Origin of the sequence: uncultured Methanobrevibacter sp., assembly GCF_947169325.1 — an archaeon.
In the GTDB taxonomy this organism is placed as follows: domain Archaea; phylum Methanobacteriota; class Methanobacteria; order Methanobacteriales; family Methanobacteriaceae; genus Methanocatella.
The window spans coordinates 1-16,549 of the sequence record NZ_CAMVPN010000058.1; the positions used below are offsets into that span (position 1 = coordinate 1).

Genomic DNA, 16,549 nt, shown 5'->3' on the forward strand with positions numbered 1-16,549 from the left:
TGATTTAGGATTCAAAAAACTAGCAATACTCTCCAACGGCAAAGAAATAGAACAATTAGACATAAAAAAAGAAGAGGAAATGATTAAAAAATACCAGAAAAAATTATCAAGAAAAGAATACATGAGCGAAAACTACAAAAAAACACTAAAAACATACCACAAATGGCTAAACAAAAGAAACAACAAAATCAAAGACAGATACCACAAAATAAGCAAAAAACTAGTAACAAACTACGACGTAATATCAATGGAAAACCTAAACGTCAAAGGAATGTTTCAAAACAAAAAATGGTCACCAAAATTACAAAGAATAAACCTGTACAAACTAGTACGGATGATCAAATACAAAGCCGAATGGTACGGAAAAAAATTCGTACAAATCAATCGATTTTATCCTTCCAGCCAAACATGCAACCGTTGCGGATACCAATACAAAGATTTAACACTAGAAATGCGCAAATGGACCTGTCCACTCTGTGGAATAACACACCACAGAGACATCAACGCAGCAAAAAACATACTAAAAGAAGGAAAAAAATTAATATTATAAATAAAAATAAATATTTTTTATAATATGAACCCGTAAGACAACGGGGGATAGCTTGGTAAATTCTTATACTCACAAGAGTATAACAGCCCAAGAATATTTTTTACAAAATGGTACAAACATTAAGTAAAAGTCTAAAGTGAGAATCATGAAAATTGAAGAGATAGATGCAATCAACTATAAGAACGGCAAAGCCCAAAATGCCAAAGAGAATGTGGTCCAGGATGAAACAATAACATTAACAATCAACAACGACATAAGCCGCAGCATGTCCGCTATCGAGGATTCACTTGAGGAATTTGCAGTCGGATACCTTTTCAACGAGAACATGGTGAATTCGATGGATGCAATCAAGAAAATTGAAGTTGACGGCATCCAGATTCATGCCGAAATCGACGATGCCCTTTTAAAGACAAACGAAACAGTGCTGTGTTCCGATTCCGCAGGAGGATGGAGAAGCAAAATAAAGCAGGTCAATCCTGTTGAATCCGATTTTCAGGTCCACGTCAGCGAACTTATCGACAGAATTGAAGAGCTTAAGGACAACGCCGAAATCTGGCAGGCAACAGGAGGAACACATGTTGCAGGAATCGTTCATGATGGGCAGTTTATCGTGAAAGAAGATGTGAGCCGCCACGTTGCTGTGGATAAGGTAATCGGATACGGTTTATTAAATGGTTTTGATTTGTCAAACTCATATGTAATCTACAGCGGAAGGATGCCTGCAGACATGGTAATCAAGATGACAAGGGCAGGTGTGCCTATACTGGCATCTAACGCAGCTCCCGCTAATTCAGGATACAACATTGCAAAAAAAGGTAATGTTACATTGGTTGGATTCCTAAGAGGCCAACGCTGTAACGTGTACAATAATCAGAACAGAGTAATTTTTGACTGATTACTCCAAAACAGCATGTCTTGATTTAAGGTCGCTTTCTGTCTGCTTCATTTTCTCCATTAGCTCAGACACTATAGCATCCAAAAACACCAATGTGGTCAGTTCAAATGCAGTACCTAAAGGAGTGAGTGAAGTATAGTTACCATGAATTTGACGTTTCATGTAATTCTCATCATCTTCCTCCTGATTTTTACGACCTTTAACAAAAAGATAACAGTCGGCGAGCTGTCCAAGGGTTGATTCCGGATATGAAGTGACAGCCAATACTGTGGAACCTCTATTTTTAGCTATTTTTGCGGCTGAAACGATAGTGTTTGTTTCACCTGAACCTGAAATGGCAACGATGCAGTCATCAGCATGAATCGCCGGAGATATTGTTTCCCCTACAACATATGCGCTTAATCCCAGATGCATCAGTCTCATAGCAAATGCCTTTGCGGCAAGCCCGGACCTTCCGGCACCGGTTACGAAAACGTTTTTCGCACCGATGATGGCATCCTCAAACTCATCGATTTTATCCTCTTCCAAATACTCTTCAGCCTTTTCAATATTATTCAATATTGCCCCAATTGAAGTCTTCATTATGTCCATTTTTTATCAATCCAAAACTAGTTAACAACATAATATATTTAGATTTAATAGTTATATATAATTATTGAAATTTCACTTATAATGAGAATAACGGCAAAATTACTTCAGGCAATGATTAAATTATAGACCCATTTCCTTTTTTTCCATCAAATCAAAGACCAATGCATCCAAAAATAGCAGAGCAGTCAGTTCAAATGCTGTACCTAAAGGAGTCAATAGGGTGTAGTTACCATGAATTTGACGCTTGAGGTAGTTTTCATCCTCATCTTCCCGGTTGATCCTTCCCTTAACATACAGACAACAGTCGGCCAGTCGGCCAAGAGTAGAATCAGGATATGAAGTAACGGCCAATACCTTGGATCCCCTGTCTTTAGCTATTTTAGCAGCGGAAACTACAGTGTTTGTTTCGCCTGAACCTGAAATGACAACCAAACAGTCGTTTTCGAATATTGATGGAGATATTGTCTCGCCGACAACATATGGGCTGAATCCTATATGCATCAGCCTCATTGCAAAAGCTTTCGCCACAAGGCCGGACCTTCCGATTCCGGCTACGAATATGTTATTTACATGCAAGATAACGCTTTCGAATTCCTTAAGGGAGTCATCATCAAGAGATTGTCTTGCATCAGTGATATTTTCCAATATTGCATCCATAGAAGAATTAATTATTTCCATCTTATCAACCCAATACAGTTATGATTATATTTGAATTCGTCATTATATAATATTAATGAGATTGAAAAGTAAGGGACTGATAAGCCTCGAAATAGATGGTGAAATCTATGACTACAAGCTCTACCAAAGTCTGGAGTCACTGTCAAGGACAAAGTCCCAGCGGAAATCCGCAAAAGAGCTCGGAATTTCACATACTGTGTTCAACAGAAGACTGCTGAAAGCTGAAGAGAAATTGGGATTGAGCATTACCCGACAGGCAGGAAACGGCACATTGCTTACAAAGGAAGGCATCAGGCTTCTTGAGGAATACCAGAAGTACATGGTTAAGATTGAAAAGACCACCAACATCAACATTGCAGGCGGACACATCAGTTCAGGGCTTCTTGAGACAATAAAGCATCCGTTTAACACCAACATCTACAGCAGCAGCGACAGGGACGCATTCGAACTTGCCAAACGAGGCGCTGTTGATATCCTGACACTGGACGATCCATTGATAGCATATGAGAGGGACATCGACTTCACTCCTATAGCCTACGACTATCTTGTTCTGATAACAAGTCCTAATTCAAAGGAAATCAGGAACATCAGTGATTTGAACGGCCTGGACTTTGTAAACGTTACAGGGTCTGCCCAAAGGCTTGCCTGGAACACCCTGAAGCATTACGACATCGACTACAACATAAAGTACAAGGTCAACTCACAGTTCGACGCCTTCAAGCTGGTGAGGAATTCTGAAAACCTCAACTGCTTTTTGAATGCCAGCTACTTCAAGGGAAACGAGCTTTTGAAGTTTGATACACGACATGTCATCAGTCTGGTTAAGGTAAACGAAGATAAGGATGAAGTTGACGAATTCATCGAATATCTGCTGAATGCCGGGCAGAAAGAAATCGAAAATCAGGGTTTTGAACCTATCTAGAATAATACTTTTCAAATGCTCTCGGCAAAATCTGAATTATATTAAATTATATATCTATTTTACACACCTGTGATTTTGTGCATATGCACACATTCCAAACATTAAATAACGATAAGATACAATATAAAATTGAAAGACTAAAAGGCGATATTATGGTTAAAAACAGAGATTTACTAGCAGTTGGTCACTCTGCTCATGATTACATTATTAGAGTGCCTGAATTTCCAAAAGCAAACTTCTCCGCACCAATTACCAACATGAAAACCTTTAACGGTGGAGCAGCAGCGAACGTTGCCTGTGTTGGAGCGAAACTGGGTCTGAAAACCTCACTGGTTTCAGCCGTCGGCGGTGATTTTAAAAAGACAGAATACTACGAACACATGCAAAATTTAGGTATCGACACTGATTCACTCATCATTGTTCCAGGTGAAGCCACACCTACAGCATTCGTTTTAACCGACGATAACGACGACCAGATCAGCTATTTCTACTGGGGAGCAGCACGTGAATTTGCAGAAAGCAAGGTCCCGGCAGCAGCGATAAAGAACGCCGAAGCTATTCACCTTGCAACAGGAGACCCTGACTTCAACTGGAAATGCTCCGAAGAGGCAAAGGACCAAGACCTTCTTGTTTCTTTTGACCCTGGCCAAGACCTTGGAATATATGAAACCAAAAAACTAAGGGACGTCATCGAAAACACTACAATCCTTTTCGGAAACCATCATGAAATCGAAAGGATTTTAGTGGCTTTGGAAGTCGATTTGGACGGACTCAGGGAACTTGGACCTAAGATAATCGTCAAGACCTGCGGTTCCAACGGCAGTGAGATATATTCCAGTGAAGACAAAATCAAAATCGATGCAATCAACACTGATGTTGTTGATCCTACCGGTGCCGGAGATTCCTACAGGGCTGGATTCCTGTCAAGATTCCTAAACGGCGAATCACTGGAAGAATCAGCCAAGTTTGCATCAACCGTTTCATCATTCATCATTGAACATCAAGGCTGTCAAACCAATATGCCAACATTTGATGATGTGTTTGAAAGAATGAATGAATTCTACTGAATTCCTTCTCTTTTTTTATTTTTTTTAAAGCTAACTTTATTTTTATCAATATGCCTTTAATTTTGTTATACTTAACGAAAAATTACTGTTTTTTAAAAAAAAATTGAAACATATCAATAAAGTTTGAATTAACAATAATCCAATTAATTTAAATACTATTAAATAAATATAACACAATATCAATCTTTGATGAAAATAAAATAAAATTAATTTGACTGTTTAATCTATTGACAAAGGAGGAAAATAATGACACAAATTAGCGATGCAAAAAAAGGCATTTTAACCGATGAAATGAAACACGTCGCAGAAATAGAAGGCGTATCAGAAGATTTCATTCTAAAATCAGTAGCTCAAGGTACTATCGTAATACCAAGCAACGTGAACAGAGACATCGAGGCATCAGGTATCGGTGCAGGACTGAGAACAAAAGTAAACGCAACCGTAGGTACCTCAACCGATATTGTAGACTTTGACGAAGAAGTGAAAAAGGCACAGATTGCAATCGACCACGGTGCAGACTGCCTTATGGAACTGAGTATCGGCGGAGAGCTTGACGTAATCAGAAGAAGAGTGCTGGACATGTCCCCACTCCCAGTAGGTTCAGTGCCAGTCTATCAGGCAGCAATCGAAAGCATAAGAAGGGACGGATCTGTAATCTACATGACTGAAGATGATCTTTTCAACACCATCGAAAAGCAGGCAAAAGACGGTATCGACTTTATGGCAGTCCACAGTAGTATAAACATCGAAACATTAACCAGACTCAAAAGACAAGGCCGTGTAACAGGACTCGTTTCAAGAGGAGGTTCATTCATGTCCGGATGGATTGTCGAAAACGAAAAGGAAAACCCATTATACGCTAACTTCGATTACGTTTTGGAAATCGCAAAAGAGCATGACGTTGTACTATCCCTTGCAAACGGTATGAGGGCAGGATCCATTGCAGATTCAACCGACAGGGCACAGATACAAGAACTCATCATCTTAGGGGAACTCATCGACAGGTCACGTGAAGCAGGCGTTCAATGTATGATTGAAGGACCGGGACACATCCCAATCAACGAGATTCCAACAAACGTGATGATTCAAAAGAAAATGTGTTCAAACGCTCCATTCTATATGTTAGGACCTATTGTGTGTGACGTTGCACCGGGATACGACCATATCGTATCTGCAATCGGAGCAGCATCCTCTGCAAAAGCCGGAGCAGACTTCATCTGTTACGTAACCCCAGCAGAGCACCTGGCATTGCCTAACCCTGATGATGTAAGGGAAGGAGTAATTGCAACCAAAATCGGGGCTTACGCTGGAGACCTTGCAAGTGGTCAAATCGACGGTTCACAGGATTTAGCTATGGCTGAAGCAAGAAAAAGACTTGACTGGGAAGCACAATACGAATGTGCAATGTTTCCAGAAGCTGCACGTGCAAAAAGGGACCAAAGACCTCCTGAAGAGGAAGACACATGTACAATGTGCGGTAACTACTGTGCAGTAAAAATCGTTAACGAATGGTTGGACCAATCCGATTCCGACCTTATTAAATAGATATTATTATCTATTTAACTTCTTTTTTTATTTTTAGCTTTGATTTAATCGACTCTTTTTTTACATTAACATTGACACTTTGGCTTTTTGACATTGATTTTTAATGGGGGATATATCCGCCTGTTGAATTTGACATTGAAATGATAAATCGCCAGCGTTAATGTTAACCAAAAAATATTTATGTGATGTTTCTGCCACGACAATTTTACAAAGTGGGAACAATTTTACGAAATGACTGCAATTTTAAAAATAAGATATAATATTTCATAATAAAATAAATAATGCCTTTAAAATCTTTTACTTGGGAAAATCTTTATATATGATTGAAAACATAAGAATATCCAACCATATTTTGGAAGAAAAAATTATGTATAATAATGGGAACAACGACATTACCATTGAATATGACCCAGATATTGTCTCTAAAATAAAAGAATTGATAAAAGAAGGATTTGATAAACTTAAATGCTTTGTAAAATTAAAAACCAACGAAATTAGGGAAATTTCTAATTTTAGTTTCTATGATGAATTGAAGCTACAATTTCGGGAAATTTCAATGAAACTAAAAGAATTGAAATTACGTAAGGAACATTGCTATTTCATCTCAATCAAAGATTATATCCTATACATTGTTCGCCAAAATTCCACTGATTCGACATTTGGGCATTGTGATTTCACCGTCGAATTATTCAACTTTTTTATGGAATTATTTAAAACCAATTTAGAATTTTATAAAACAGGGAAAACCACTACCGATGAGTTTAAAAGATTAGAAAAAAGCTTCAAAGAAAGATATTGGGACTATCGATGTATCTTTTACAGTTACATTTACCAACCTAGTGGTGATTTTACTGAAGAAGAAATGTATAAAATTCATGAACAATTAAGGAGCTGATGTAATGAACTTTTTTACCGATACAAACATTCCAATAGGATATACAGTTATACATGATAGGTTGCATAAACCATCAAAGACATTTATAAATAACCATTCCACTGATTCTATTTTTTGGTCTAACCTAGTCCAACAAGAATACAAGAAAACATTGAATGACATAATTGATGATATGAATGTTTTCTTATCCTATTGTAAATCTTCTTTGGAAACAAATCAGCATGATTTCATAAATTATTTTGATTTTGAAAATTTCCTCCTTAAACAACAAATAACTGTGAATTAGATAGACATAAGCAACAAAAAATTCTTGAAGAATTTTGGAATAAATATCATTTTTCTGAAGGGATTGCTGAATTAGTTTATTCAAAATTCATTGATTTTGCCTATGATTTTGAAATAATATACTTCAACAGGAATAAACAATTAAATAAAATAATGAAACTCCATGATTGTGGTCTAGATAACTATAAAAGATATATAGGCTACGTAAAACAATTGAAAGATTGGGGAGTTCACTCACCGGACTATAAAATAGTCATTGATGCACATGATTGTGGACTTAAACACAACAATTTAACTTTTGTTTCAGCTGACAGTGAAATAATTGATATAATTTTAGAACATAATCATTCATTTCTAAGCATTCTAGAATTCAAATCATGCAACTAAATTAATGAGAAACAAATATGACATCAAAAATTTCTCCGAAATATGATTCCACATTACAATGTAAACTAAAGGAGTATGAAGAACAACTTAAAACAATAATAAACTCAAATAACCCCAATTTTGATATCTTCTTTGAATTGGATAATAGATTTAATGAAATAGCATTAATGTTAGAAAAATGTGAAGTTCTGCAGGATGAATTAGATTATTTCCTAGGTACTTCAGACAAAATTTTATATATATATAATTTATAAAAACTGTAAAAACAACTTATTTGGACATTATGACTTTGCATTAGAACTATTTGATTTATTCATCGAAATATGGAACGCAAAAATCAGATTAATTAATCACTTTTCTAAAGAAGAATTGGAAAAATATGAAGAGTTTAAAAACAACTTCAAAAGTAGATACGAAGATTACAGACATGAATTTTATCTAGAAATTTATGAATCTGGAAATGAATTTTCACAAAATGAAATGTACGAAATCCATAAAAGCTTAAGGACGTGATTTTAAAGGACAATTCTCATTTCCAATCTGCACAGAGAATTAATTGACCATTTGATTGAGGTATAAAAATGTTTGAAGAAAAATTTGAAATAGAAAGATTTGAAGTTAATAGAGGAAGAGATGCTTTCATTGATGAAATTTTAAGCATCCCTAATCTGTTAACTCAAGAGGAGATTGATGAATTATTAGAACATTTATAGTGATGTTTAAGTTCTATTAAACATTAACTATTTCCTTTTATGACTTTTTAACGACTCTTTTTACATTAACACTGACACTTTGGCTTTTTGACAATGATTATAAAAAATAGCATATATCTCCAAAATACAAACTAATCATAATTAAAAATTAACACTGTTAAACATTAGGAGGAACTATTAATGGAGTCCATGGATGAATTTTCAAAAGAGGAATTGCTTGAAACAATTGATCTGCTAAAAGAGGAAAATGAAAAGACCGTTGACGAGTTAATGGAAAAATTAAGAAGCATTGAAGGCGAACAACTGAAAACAAACATTAGCAACCGCCAGATGGAAGGTAAAATCAGGGAACTTAAAGGCGAAATTAACTCATTTAAGAAGACCCCGTTGATTCTTGCAACAGTGACAGAAGTTTTTGATGACAAGCAGGTGGGAATTCAGGGCGCCGTCGGCCATGAATTTTTGGTTACCTATCCCGGTTCAATCAAAAAGGAATTGCTCATACCCGGTGCAAGAGTGGCATTAAACCAAAAGAATCTGGGCGTCGTCAGCGTATTTCCAGCTAAAAAGGACAAGAACGTGGCGGCCATGGAGATTGATGAAAAGCCCGAGACAACATATGCTGACATCGGAGGTCTGGACGGGCAGATTACAGAGGTCAAGGAAACCGTCGAGCTTCCAATCAAGAATCCAGAAATATTCAAGGAAATCGGAATCGACCCTCCAAAGGGAATCCTTCTCTACGGACCGCCGGGAACCGGAAAGACATTGCTTGCAAAGGCAGTTGCAAATGAAACCAATGCAACCTTCATAAAGATTGTGGCCTCTGAATTCGTCAACAAGTACCTTGGAGAAGGCTCAAAAATCGTTCGTGACGTCTTTGAGCTTGCAAAGGAAAAAAGCCCTGCAATCATATTCATCGACGAGATTGACGCCATCGGAACCGAAAGGGTTGCAAGCAGCGAAGGCGCCGACAGAGAGGTTCAAAGAACATTAATGCAATTGTTGGCCGAACTTGACGGATTTGACTCAAGAGGGGATGTGGGAATCATAGGTGCAACAAACCGTCCGGACATTCTCGATGAGGCACTTTTAAGACCCGGCAGGTTTGACAGGACAATCGAAGTGCCGAACCCGGTAAAGGAAAGCAGAGCCAGAATCCTTGAAATCCACACCTCAAAGATGAAAATCGATGAGAACATTGACCTTGACATGATAAGCGAGCTTACAGAAGGCCTCTCCGGAGCTGACCTCAAGGCGGTGTGCACCGAAGCGGGAATGTTTGCGATAAGGTCCGAGCGAAAGCAGGTCATCGCCAAGGATTTCCTTGATGCAATCGACAAGATTATGGACAACATCTAGATTAGTTTAAATTAAACTAATCTTTTTATATTAATAATGACATAAATTAATTAGTATACTTATTTTACGATAATTTTTTTATTATTAATGGTGAGATTAGATGACACATTGGATAGAAAACATAGCTAATGAATTAAGTAAAATGGATGTAGAAGAGCATGTCATTGCGAGTGGAACCTCAATTTCAGGTTCAATACACATCGGAAACTCCTGCGACATATTTGTAGCCAACGGAATCGGAAAGAAATTAAGGGAAAAAGGAAAAAAGGCCAAAACAATATGGATTGCAGATGACCACGACCCATTAAGGAAAGTTCCATATCCATTACCTGAATCATATGACAAATACCTTGGAATGCCGTACTCAGTCATTCCATGTCCTGACGGATGCTGCGCAAACTTCGTTGAGCACTTCGAAAAGCCTTTGCTTTCAGTGATGGATGACTACGGAATTGAAATGGAAACCAAATCCGGCTTTGAAATGTATAAAAACGGCGACTATAACGATTACATCAGAACCTCACTTGAAAAAGTTGAGGAAATAAAGGAAATCTTCAACCAGTACAGAAGAGAGCCTCTGGCTGACGACTGGCTTCCATACAACCCAATCTGTGATGAATGCGGACGTGTAAATACCACTTATGCTTACGATTACGATGGAGACATCATCAAATACAGATGCGAATGCGGCCATGAAGGTGAAATGGACATCAAATCCGGGAACGGTAAGCTCACCTGGAGAGTCGAATGGGCGGCAAGATGGAAAATATTCGGAACAACCTGTGAACCATTCGGAAAAGACCACGCAGCAAGCGGAGGATCATACGACGTAAGTAGCGTAATCTCCGAGAAAATCTTCGACTATCCTGCACCATATCCGGTGCCATACGAATGGATTACACTTGACGGCGAAGCGATGAGTAAATCCCACGGAGTGTTCTTCGCACCTGAAGAATGGCTTAAAATCGGACCTGCCGAAAGTCTCCACTATTATCTCTTCAGATCAAAACCTATGAAGGCAAAAGATTTCTCACCAAAAATGCCTTTCTTAGACTTTATTGATCAATTTGATACTGTAGAAAAAGTGTTCTACGATGAAGTTGAAGCACCGTCCGAAAAAGAGAAAAGGAAATTCAAGGAAATCTATGAAATCGTGCAAATCAACGAAGGCAGTCCTTTGCCTTTCAGACCTCCGTTCAGATTCCTGGTAAATGCCTATCAGATTGCAGGTGACGATTTGGAGAAAATCTTTGATATCCTTAAGAGGAATTCCCAATTGACTAAAAGCTTTAAAGACAAAGAATTTGGTGATTTGACTGAAACAGAAATGGCACAATACCGTGAAAGGGTTGATAATGTCAAATATTGGTTAGACACTTACGCACCTAAATTCGTTAAATTCCAAGTGCAGGAGAAAAGCATTCCTAAATTACCATTGACTGATGAACAAACCAAATTCTTAACTGCTTTGGCTGATTTGATTGAGTCAACCGAGTTTGAAGATGCAACTGCACTTCACGATGCGATGTACGGAATTCTGGAAGCTCAAGAATTGAAACCGCAAAAAGGTTTCCAGGCAATCTATAAAATGATTCTCGGTCAAAAACAGGGCCCAAGAGCAGCATCATTCCTCTTGAGCTTAGATAAAGACTTTGTTGTAAAAAGATTAAGACAGGAAGCTTAATCTTTTAAATTTTTCTTTTTTTAACTCTAAAAATTATTCATTCAAAATGTCTGAAAATATCAGGCATTAGGATAATTATCCTTCCAATCTTTTTATGTCCAAAATCATCTGATCAAAATCGGAAATGAAGTTTTGATCCTGAATGACTCTGAACTTCTCATATTTTTCAAGAACATGGACTCTTGCTTCTTCAGCAGATATTTTGCCTTTTCCAACTAAGATTGGCAGTCTTCTAAGTTTGATATAATCATCCAACAGTTCTTTCCAGTCTTTCATTCCCATTGGGATTTTATCTTCAGCACGGGATTCTGCCAGGTTTAAAAAACCTTCAACTAAACTATTCAGTCTTGACAGCGCTTTTTGGTTCAAATAGTTTTTTGAGATTACAACATCACTCTGGATTATTTTTCCGTTTGGCGCCTTTTTCCAGGATGTTAATCCCATATGGAGTTTTTCACTGTCGCTGCGTGTTTCTATTATTTCTGCAGCAGTATGGTTACTAACCGCATAAATTAATTTGTTTTGAACGCTAGCAAAGAATTTTTGAGTGATTTCAGCATCTTTATCATAATCAAAACTTGTTGCATATATGTCTGTTATTTTTTAGTTGAATCTTCTTTCAGAGGCCCTTATTTCACGAATAGTTTCAAGCAACTCATCAAAGTAGTCTTCGGTGAATCTGCCTCCCTTTTTGAGGAGTTCCTTATCAATGACAAAACCTTTTATCATATATTCTTTTAAAATCTTATTGGCCCATTTACGAAAGTGTGTTGCTTCTTTACTGCTGATTCTATATCCTATTGATATCATAGCATCCAAATTATACCATTTTTGAGGCCTTCCCCCATTTTTAGAGTTTAGTGAGGATTTTTCACTAAACTCTATATTATCTTTAAACAGTTCTTTGGAAGACATGCTAACTTCATTTTCTTCCAGCTCGCCTTCTTGAACTATGTTTGCAAAATGCTTGGATATATTTGTTTTATCTGTACCAAATATTTCAGCAACAACACTTCTGCTAGCCCATAGTGTTTCATCACCAATCAGAAATTCACCTTCAACATCTTGTTGTTCGCTTTTATACAGTAATTTTTCGATTAGTTTAAAATCAGACATGTTGATTCCTCAAATTTAAATTAGTATTTTATAATTGAACTTATATTTTATGATAAGTATTAATTCAATTTTGGTAAGAGCAATTGAAAAGTATTTGTGCGACAAGCCAGACATAGCTTAAACTTACACCTGCCCACAATTCAATCCTGGTCAAAATCATAATCAAAGGACTTAATATACATTAAATCAAACCATTTTAATCCTTTTGACCCTCTTTTTTTAATTTCGACACTATTGTAGGGAAGTTTCCTTTTGATTAATCCCACTATATCCTCTTCTGTGACTTTCCTTTTAATTTTCAACAGGATTACCTCCTCTTTGTTGTCGAAGAAATTTTATTATGATTTACAAACTTTTTTTCAATTTATTAAAACCATATTCCTGTTATAACATTATATTCAATGATTAATAAAGTTTTTCTTTAGAATGAAAGCAATATTGCAGACTAATTACAATTTTACGAAGCGAGAACAATTTTACAGACTCACAGCAATTATGAATTTCAAGGCACTTTCAAAGAACGATTAAATGAAAATTACAATCAATTAACCATTAAGCTTTTGAAAATACCTATGAAATAATGATAGCAACATTCAATTAAATTGATTCTAAGATAAAAATTAAAATATTAGCAGTGATGCATCTACATTCACTACCTGATTTTTATGGAGTTTGTGATTTTTGACTTGCCGTAGCTTGAAATTATTTTATATTTGCCGACCCTCAGGTTCTTCAGTATTACTGTTGCAACAGCTTTACTGTTGGTTTTGGCAGAATATGTTTTTCCCCTGAACTTGAACTTTATAGTTTTGCCCTTGAGTGCCTTGCCGTTCTTGTCTACAAGCTTGGCCTTGAACTTGAGGGTTTTGATGTTCTTGCCTATGATGTTTGAAGCCGTCAGGACCGGCTTTACGGTGATTTTGTTGGACACCTTGTATCCTGCATATTTTGTTGTTATTGTGTATTGGCCAGGTTTTAACCTGATTTTTAAGGATGCATAGCCATTTTTATTTGTTTTTACTGTGTATGTCTTTTTGTTTACTTTGAATGTGACCTTGACGCCTGAGCCGTCCGCTTTTCCGGTTGTTGCGTTGTATATTCTGACCTTGAAGGATTTGTTGGCTCCATAGTACTGTGTCAGGTCCTTGTTTTCCATGATCTTTGCATAGATTCTGATGTTATTGACAGCTTTCTCCTTTGTCTGCGGGTTTATTGCAGTTATCTTATATGTTCCGGGGTTGATGTTGATGTTGAGCCTTACAACGCCGTTCGGAAGGGTCTTGACCTTGTATGTCTTGCCGTTTAGAGTGAAGCTGACCTCAGCATTTCCCAGTGCTGAGCCTTCTGAAGTGTAGAACATTGCAAAGTACTGTGTTCCGCTTCCATAAAGCTTGACGACATTAGTTGCATTGATAGTTGATAGGACATTTATCACAGCTGTGGCGTTTGAAGCCTTGTGTGAGAGAGTTTCTTCAAATGTATTGCCCATCCATTATTAAAATATCTTCAAAGTAAAACGAAATTTAAATTAAACTTTTGAATTCCTTCCTGTAGAGAATCTCATCTGCATTTTCAACAAGACTATAATCCAGTTTTTCAAAAATCTCGATGAGAATGTCATCTCTGCTTTCAAATGTGACGACAACGCTCTTGAATTCATAGTCAGCAGCAATCTTTTCAAGCTGTCTAATCAACTTGTATGCTATCTTTTCACGTTCATCATAGGAGTTCAAAAACAGGGTAGTAATCTCGCATGAATCGCCATCATACACTTTAAAGCTTGTACAACCAACAGTTTTTCCGAAGCTCACAAGAAGCAGCACAACCTGAGGATCATCGATAAAGCATCCGAATGAATCGCAGAATTCTATAAACCTTTCATCCCTCTCGTCAGTCACTACTATTTCCATCTTTTGCCTCCGTTGTGTTTCCTACCTTTTTAAGCTCCTTGTCCCAGATTTCACAGTTATTGCAGGTAAATTTCAAAAACAAGTCCCTGCATCTTGAATCATCCAGCACAACAACTTCAACGCCGTTGCACTCCAATAAATTCTCGGCACCCATCAGTGTCGTATTCTCGCCAATCACTACACGAGGAATATTATACAATATTACTGCTCCAGAGCACATCGGGCATGGCGACAATGTGGTATAGAGAGTGCACTCAACATAATCCTCATAATCAAGACGCCCGGCATTCTCTATGGCATCCATCTCGGCATGCAATATTACAGAATCGTTCTGAATCAGCCGGTTATGGCCTCTTGAAATAATTTCATTATCCTTAACCAGAACGGCACCTATTGGAAGGCCGCCTTCGGACAATGACTTTTCAGCTTCCAAAATAGCCTCGTTCATGAAATAAGCATCATCTGTCATGTTAAAAAAAAGAAATAAATTAGATGAATTTAATCATCTTAATCTATTGAATAATCCTTTGTTGGATTTGTTTTCCAATTCATCCTCAAGCCTTTTGATTTCATTGTTCAGTTTGGAAATGGTGCTTTTGGATTCATTGGAGAGTTTGTCGTAACTGCTTTCCTTAACCTTAAGTTGGGTTGAAAGGGAAGAAATTTCCGCTTTATATTCTTCGATTTCTTTTTTGTATTGTTTGTCAACTTCTTCTTTGTAGTTACCGACTTCGATAAGTTCTGCTCTCAACTTATCGACTTCTTCTGAAAGCTCAATGTTTTCTTTTCTAGAATCGGCCAATTTTTCCTTGGTTTCTTTAAGCTCACTGCTTAGCTGTTTGTTTTCATTTTCAATATCCTTGACATTAACAGCTGCAAGTTTTTCTTTGTATTCATCAATTTTTGATTGAAGATCTTCTTTAATAGTGTCCACTTCAGCTTCGAGCTTGTCTGCCCTTACCTTGTTGACAGCACTTTCAGCTCCGAGCTTTCCGATTTTGTTGCTTAAGTCAGCATTGATGTCCAGTTGATCGAAGTATTTTCTTGTGGATTTTTCAAGTGCATCGGTCAGTTCTGTCTTGAGCCTATTGAGTTCAGCGTTTTCCTTTTTGAGTTTCGGAATTATCTTATTGGTTAAATAATTCAATTCGCTTGACTGGTTGGATAATTTTTCATCCTTTTCCTTGAGTTTTCTTTTCAAATCATCCAGCTGTTTTGAATTTTGTTTTTTAGGTTTCTTTGGAGCAGTTTGCTCAACAGCAGGTTCTTCAACCACTTCTTCTTCAGGAGCTTCTTCTTCAGCAGCAGGCTCTTTTTCAGGAACTTCCTCAACAACAGGTTCCTCAGCAGGAACTTCCTCTTCTGCAACCTCTTCAGCAGCTTCCTCAACTACCTCTTCAACAACAGGTTCTTCCACAGCAGCTTCCTCAACTACCTCTTCAACAACAGGTTCTTCCACAGGAACTTCCTCAACTACCTCTTCAACAACAGGTTCTTCCACAGGAACTTCCTCAACAACAGGTTCCTCAACAGTTTCCTCAACTGCTTTGGCTTCTTTCTTTCTGTTTCTAATTTTATCTAAATCTAATTTTACTTTTTGGCCAATCATGGCATTTATTGGTTTATCATCTGACATTAAAATCACCAAAATAGCAATATTAATCTAAAATTCAACTACTAAATACAATATATAATTTTTAGTTTACAACATATTTAACTATTTTTAATAGTGCATTTTCACACTTGCAAATATTATTATATCATGAGAATCAATAGTATATTACCGAATTGATTTTGTGATACCATGGATTATTTTGACAGATTAGAGAAAGATACCCATCACCTATACGAAATAGCCAATGAGGCTAGGTCAAAAGGATGGGATGTTGAAACAGAAACAGAAGTGCCTTTGGCAAAGGATTTAGCCGAAAGAGTGGAAGGGCTTGTTG

At 37.1% G+C, this 16,549-nt stretch carries 17 protein-coding genes and 1 pseudogene; 10 read left to right on the top strand and 8 right to left on the bottom strand.

The features are described 5' to 3' along the window. A partial coding sequence (locus Q0W26_RS08425) for an RNA-guided endonuclease TnpB family protein (RefSeq protein WP_298523890.1) occupies positions 1-550 on the top strand: 550 nt, incomplete at its 5' end. A 142-nt stretch (positions 551-692) separates the two neighbouring features. Further along, complete coding sequence (gene fdhD, locus Q0W26_RS08430; RefSeq protein WP_342765343.1) at positions 693-1,445, top strand: formate dehydrogenase accessory sulfurtransferase FdhD; 753 nt, start codon at positions 693-695, stop codon at positions 1,443-1,445. Here fdhD and hxlB (Q0W26_RS08435) read toward each other — a convergent pair whose 3' ends face one another. Together hxlB (Q0W26_RS08435) and hxlB (Q0W26_RS08440) are read right to left on the bottom strand one after the other, a co-directional pair. Beyond that, positions 1,446-2,036: a 6-phospho-3-hexuloisomerase gene (gene hxlB / locus Q0W26_RS08435; RefSeq protein WP_298523894.1), complete on the bottom strand. Its 591-nt coding sequence runs from the start codon at positions 2,034-2,036 to the stop codon at positions 1,446-1,448. It lies immediately after the preceding gene. Positions 2,037-2,156: 120 nt separating this feature from the next. Then, a complete protein-coding gene (gene hxlB / locus Q0W26_RS08440; RefSeq protein ID WP_298523896.1) occupies positions 2,157-2,714 on the bottom strand; it encodes a 6-phospho-3-hexuloisomerase in 558 nt (185 codons plus the stop codon). Between the two features lie 55 nt (positions 2,715-2,769). Between hxlB (Q0W26_RS08440) and Q0W26_RS08445 the strand changes: the two genes are divergently transcribed. The 8 genes from Q0W26_RS08445 to lysS all read left to right on the top strand — a co-directional run bounded on the left by Q0W26_RS08445 (position 2,770) and on the right by lysS (position 11,574). Then, positions 2,770-3,636: a LysR family transcriptional regulator gene (locus Q0W26_RS08445; RefSeq protein WP_298523897.1), complete on the top strand. Its 867-nt coding sequence runs from the start codon at positions 2,770-2,772 to the stop codon at positions 3,634-3,636. 152 nt (positions 3,637-3,788) lie between these two features. Beyond that, entirely contained in the window at positions 3,789-4,703 is a 915-nt protein-coding gene (locus Q0W26_RS08450; RefSeq protein ID WP_298523899.1) for a carbohydrate kinase family protein, read from the top strand. Between the two features lie 246 nt (positions 4,704-4,949). After that, positions 4,950-6,248, top strand: coding sequence for a phosphomethylpyrimidine synthase (gene thiC / locus Q0W26_RS08455; RefSeq protein WP_298523901.1), 1,299 nt, complete (start codon positions 4,950-4,952; stop codon positions 6,246-6,248). A gap of 319 nt (positions 6,249-6,567) precedes the next feature. Further along, positions 6,568-7,143 (top strand): hypothetical protein, encoded by a 576-nt coding sequence (locus Q0W26_RS08460; RefSeq protein ID WP_298523903.1) that lies wholly within the window; start codon positions 6,568-6,570, stop codon positions 7,141-7,143. A 689-nt stretch (positions 7,144-7,832) separates the two neighbouring features. Further along, on the top strand, positions 7,833-8,069 hold the full coding sequence (locus tag Q0W26_RS08465; protein WP_298523905.1) for a hypothetical protein: 237 nt from the start codon (positions 7,833-7,835) through the stop codon (positions 8,067-8,069). Between the two features lie 327 nt (positions 8,070-8,396). Continuing rightward, positions 8,397-8,528 carry a hypothetical protein gene (locus tag Q0W26_RS08470; RefSeq protein ID WP_298523907.1) on the top strand — a complete coding sequence of 44 codons (132 nt, stop codon included), beginning with the start codon at positions 8,397-8,399 and terminating at the stop codon, positions 8,526-8,528. A gap of 180 nt (positions 8,529-8,708) precedes the next feature. Further along, positions 8,709-9,890: a proteasome-activating nucleotidase gene (locus tag Q0W26_RS08475; RefSeq protein ID WP_298523909.1), complete on the top strand. Its 1,182-nt coding sequence runs from the start codon at positions 8,709-8,711 to the stop codon at positions 9,888-9,890. A gap of 100 nt (positions 9,891-9,990) precedes the next feature. Next, positions 9,991-11,574 carry a lysine--tRNA ligase gene (lysS, locus tag Q0W26_RS08480; protein WP_298523911.1) on the top strand — a complete coding sequence of 528 codons (1,584 nt, stop codon included), beginning with the start codon at positions 9,991-9,993 and terminating at the stop codon, positions 11,572-11,574. Between the two features lie 75 nt (positions 11,575-11,649). Here the strand turns inward: lysS and rhuM are convergent. The 6 genes and pseudogenes from rhuM to Q0W26_RS08510 all read right to left on the bottom strand — a co-directional run bounded on the left by rhuM (position 11,650) and on the right by Q0W26_RS08510 (position 16,236). Further along, a pseudogene (gene rhuM / locus Q0W26_RS08485) lies at positions 11,650-12,690 on the bottom strand (RhuM family protein). Between the two features lie 140 nt (positions 12,691-12,830). Further along, positions 12,831-12,992 (bottom strand): hypothetical protein, encoded by a 162-nt coding sequence (locus Q0W26_RS08490; RefSeq protein WP_298523913.1) that lies wholly within the window; start codon positions 12,990-12,992, stop codon positions 12,831-12,833. A gap of 350 nt (positions 12,993-13,342) precedes the next feature. Next, positions 13,343-14,179, bottom strand: a complete 837-nt coding sequence (locus tag Q0W26_RS08495; protein WP_298523914.1) for a hypothetical protein — start codon at positions 14,177-14,179, stop codon at positions 13,343-13,345. A 34-nt stretch (positions 14,180-14,213) separates the two neighbouring features. Continuing rightward, positions 14,214-14,600, bottom strand: a complete 387-nt coding sequence (locus Q0W26_RS08500) for a GNAT family N-acetyltransferase (protein WP_298523916.1) — start codon at positions 14,598-14,600, stop codon at positions 14,214-14,216. Beyond that, positions 14,581-15,069 (bottom strand): nucleoside deaminase, encoded by a 489-nt coding sequence (locus tag Q0W26_RS08505; RefSeq protein ID WP_298523918.1) that lies wholly within the window; start codon positions 15,067-15,069, stop codon positions 14,581-14,583. The genes Q0W26_RS08500 and Q0W26_RS08505 overlap by 20 nt, the downstream gene beginning before the upstream one ends. 33 nt (positions 15,070-15,102) lie before the next feature. Then, positions 15,103-16,236: a hypothetical protein gene (locus Q0W26_RS08510; protein ID WP_298523920.1), complete on the bottom strand. Its 1,134-nt coding sequence runs from the start codon at positions 16,234-16,236 to the stop codon at positions 15,103-15,105. Positions 16,237-16,549 lie beyond the last annotated feature (313 nt).

Excerpts from the sequence above, each read along its gene's own strand:
- hxlB (WP_298523894.1), bottom strand. The coding sequence starts at position 2,036 with ATGGACATAATGAAGACTTCAATTGGGGCAATATTGAATAATATTGAA.
- hxlB (WP_298523896.1), bottom strand. The coding sequence starts at position 2,714 with ATGGAAATAATTAATTCTTCTATGGATGCAATATTGGAAAATATCACT.
- Q0W26_RS08445 (WP_298523897.1), top strand. The coding sequence starts at position 2,770 with ATGAGATTGAAAAGTAAGGGACTGATAAGCCTCGAAATAGATGGTGAA.
- Q0W26_RS08450 (WP_298523899.1), top strand. The coding sequence starts at position 3,789 with ATGGTTAAAAACAGAGATTTACTAGCAGTTGGTCACTCTGCTCATGAT.
- thiC (WP_298523901.1), top strand. The coding sequence starts at position 4,950 with ATGACACAAATTAGCGATGCAAAAAAAGGCATTTTAACCGATGAAATG.
- Q0W26_RS08460 (WP_298523903.1), top strand. The coding sequence starts at position 6,568 with ATGATTGAAAACATAAGAATATCCAACCATATTTTGGAAGAAAAAATT.
- Q0W26_RS08465 (WP_298523905.1), top strand. The coding sequence starts at position 7,833 with ATGACATCAAAAATTTCTCCGAAATATGATTCCACATTACAATGTAAA.
- Q0W26_RS08470 (WP_298523907.1), top strand. The coding sequence starts at position 8,397 with ATGTTTGAAGAAAAATTTGAAATAGAAAGATTTGAAGTTAATAGAGGA.
- Q0W26_RS08475 (WP_298523909.1), top strand. The coding sequence starts at position 8,709 with ATGGAGTCCATGGATGAATTTTCAAAAGAGGAATTGCTTGAAACAATT.
- lysS (WP_298523911.1), top strand. The coding sequence starts at position 9,991 with ATGACACATTGGATAGAAAACATAGCTAATGAATTAAGTAAAATGGAT.
- Q0W26_RS08495 (WP_298523914.1), bottom strand. The coding sequence starts at position 14,179 with ATGGGCAATACATTTGAAGAAACTCTCTCACACAAGGCTTCAAACGCC.
- Q0W26_RS08500 (WP_298523916.1), bottom strand. The coding sequence starts at position 14,600 with ATGGAAATAGTAGTGACTGACGAGAGGGATGAAAGGTTTATAGAATTC.
- Q0W26_RS08505 (WP_298523918.1), bottom strand. The coding sequence starts at position 15,069 with ATGACAGATGATGCTTATTTCATGAACGAGGCTATTTTGGAAGCTGAA.
- Q0W26_RS08510 (WP_298523920.1), bottom strand. The coding sequence starts at position 16,236 with ATGTCAGATGATAAACCAATAAATGCCATGATTGGCCAAAAAGTAAAA.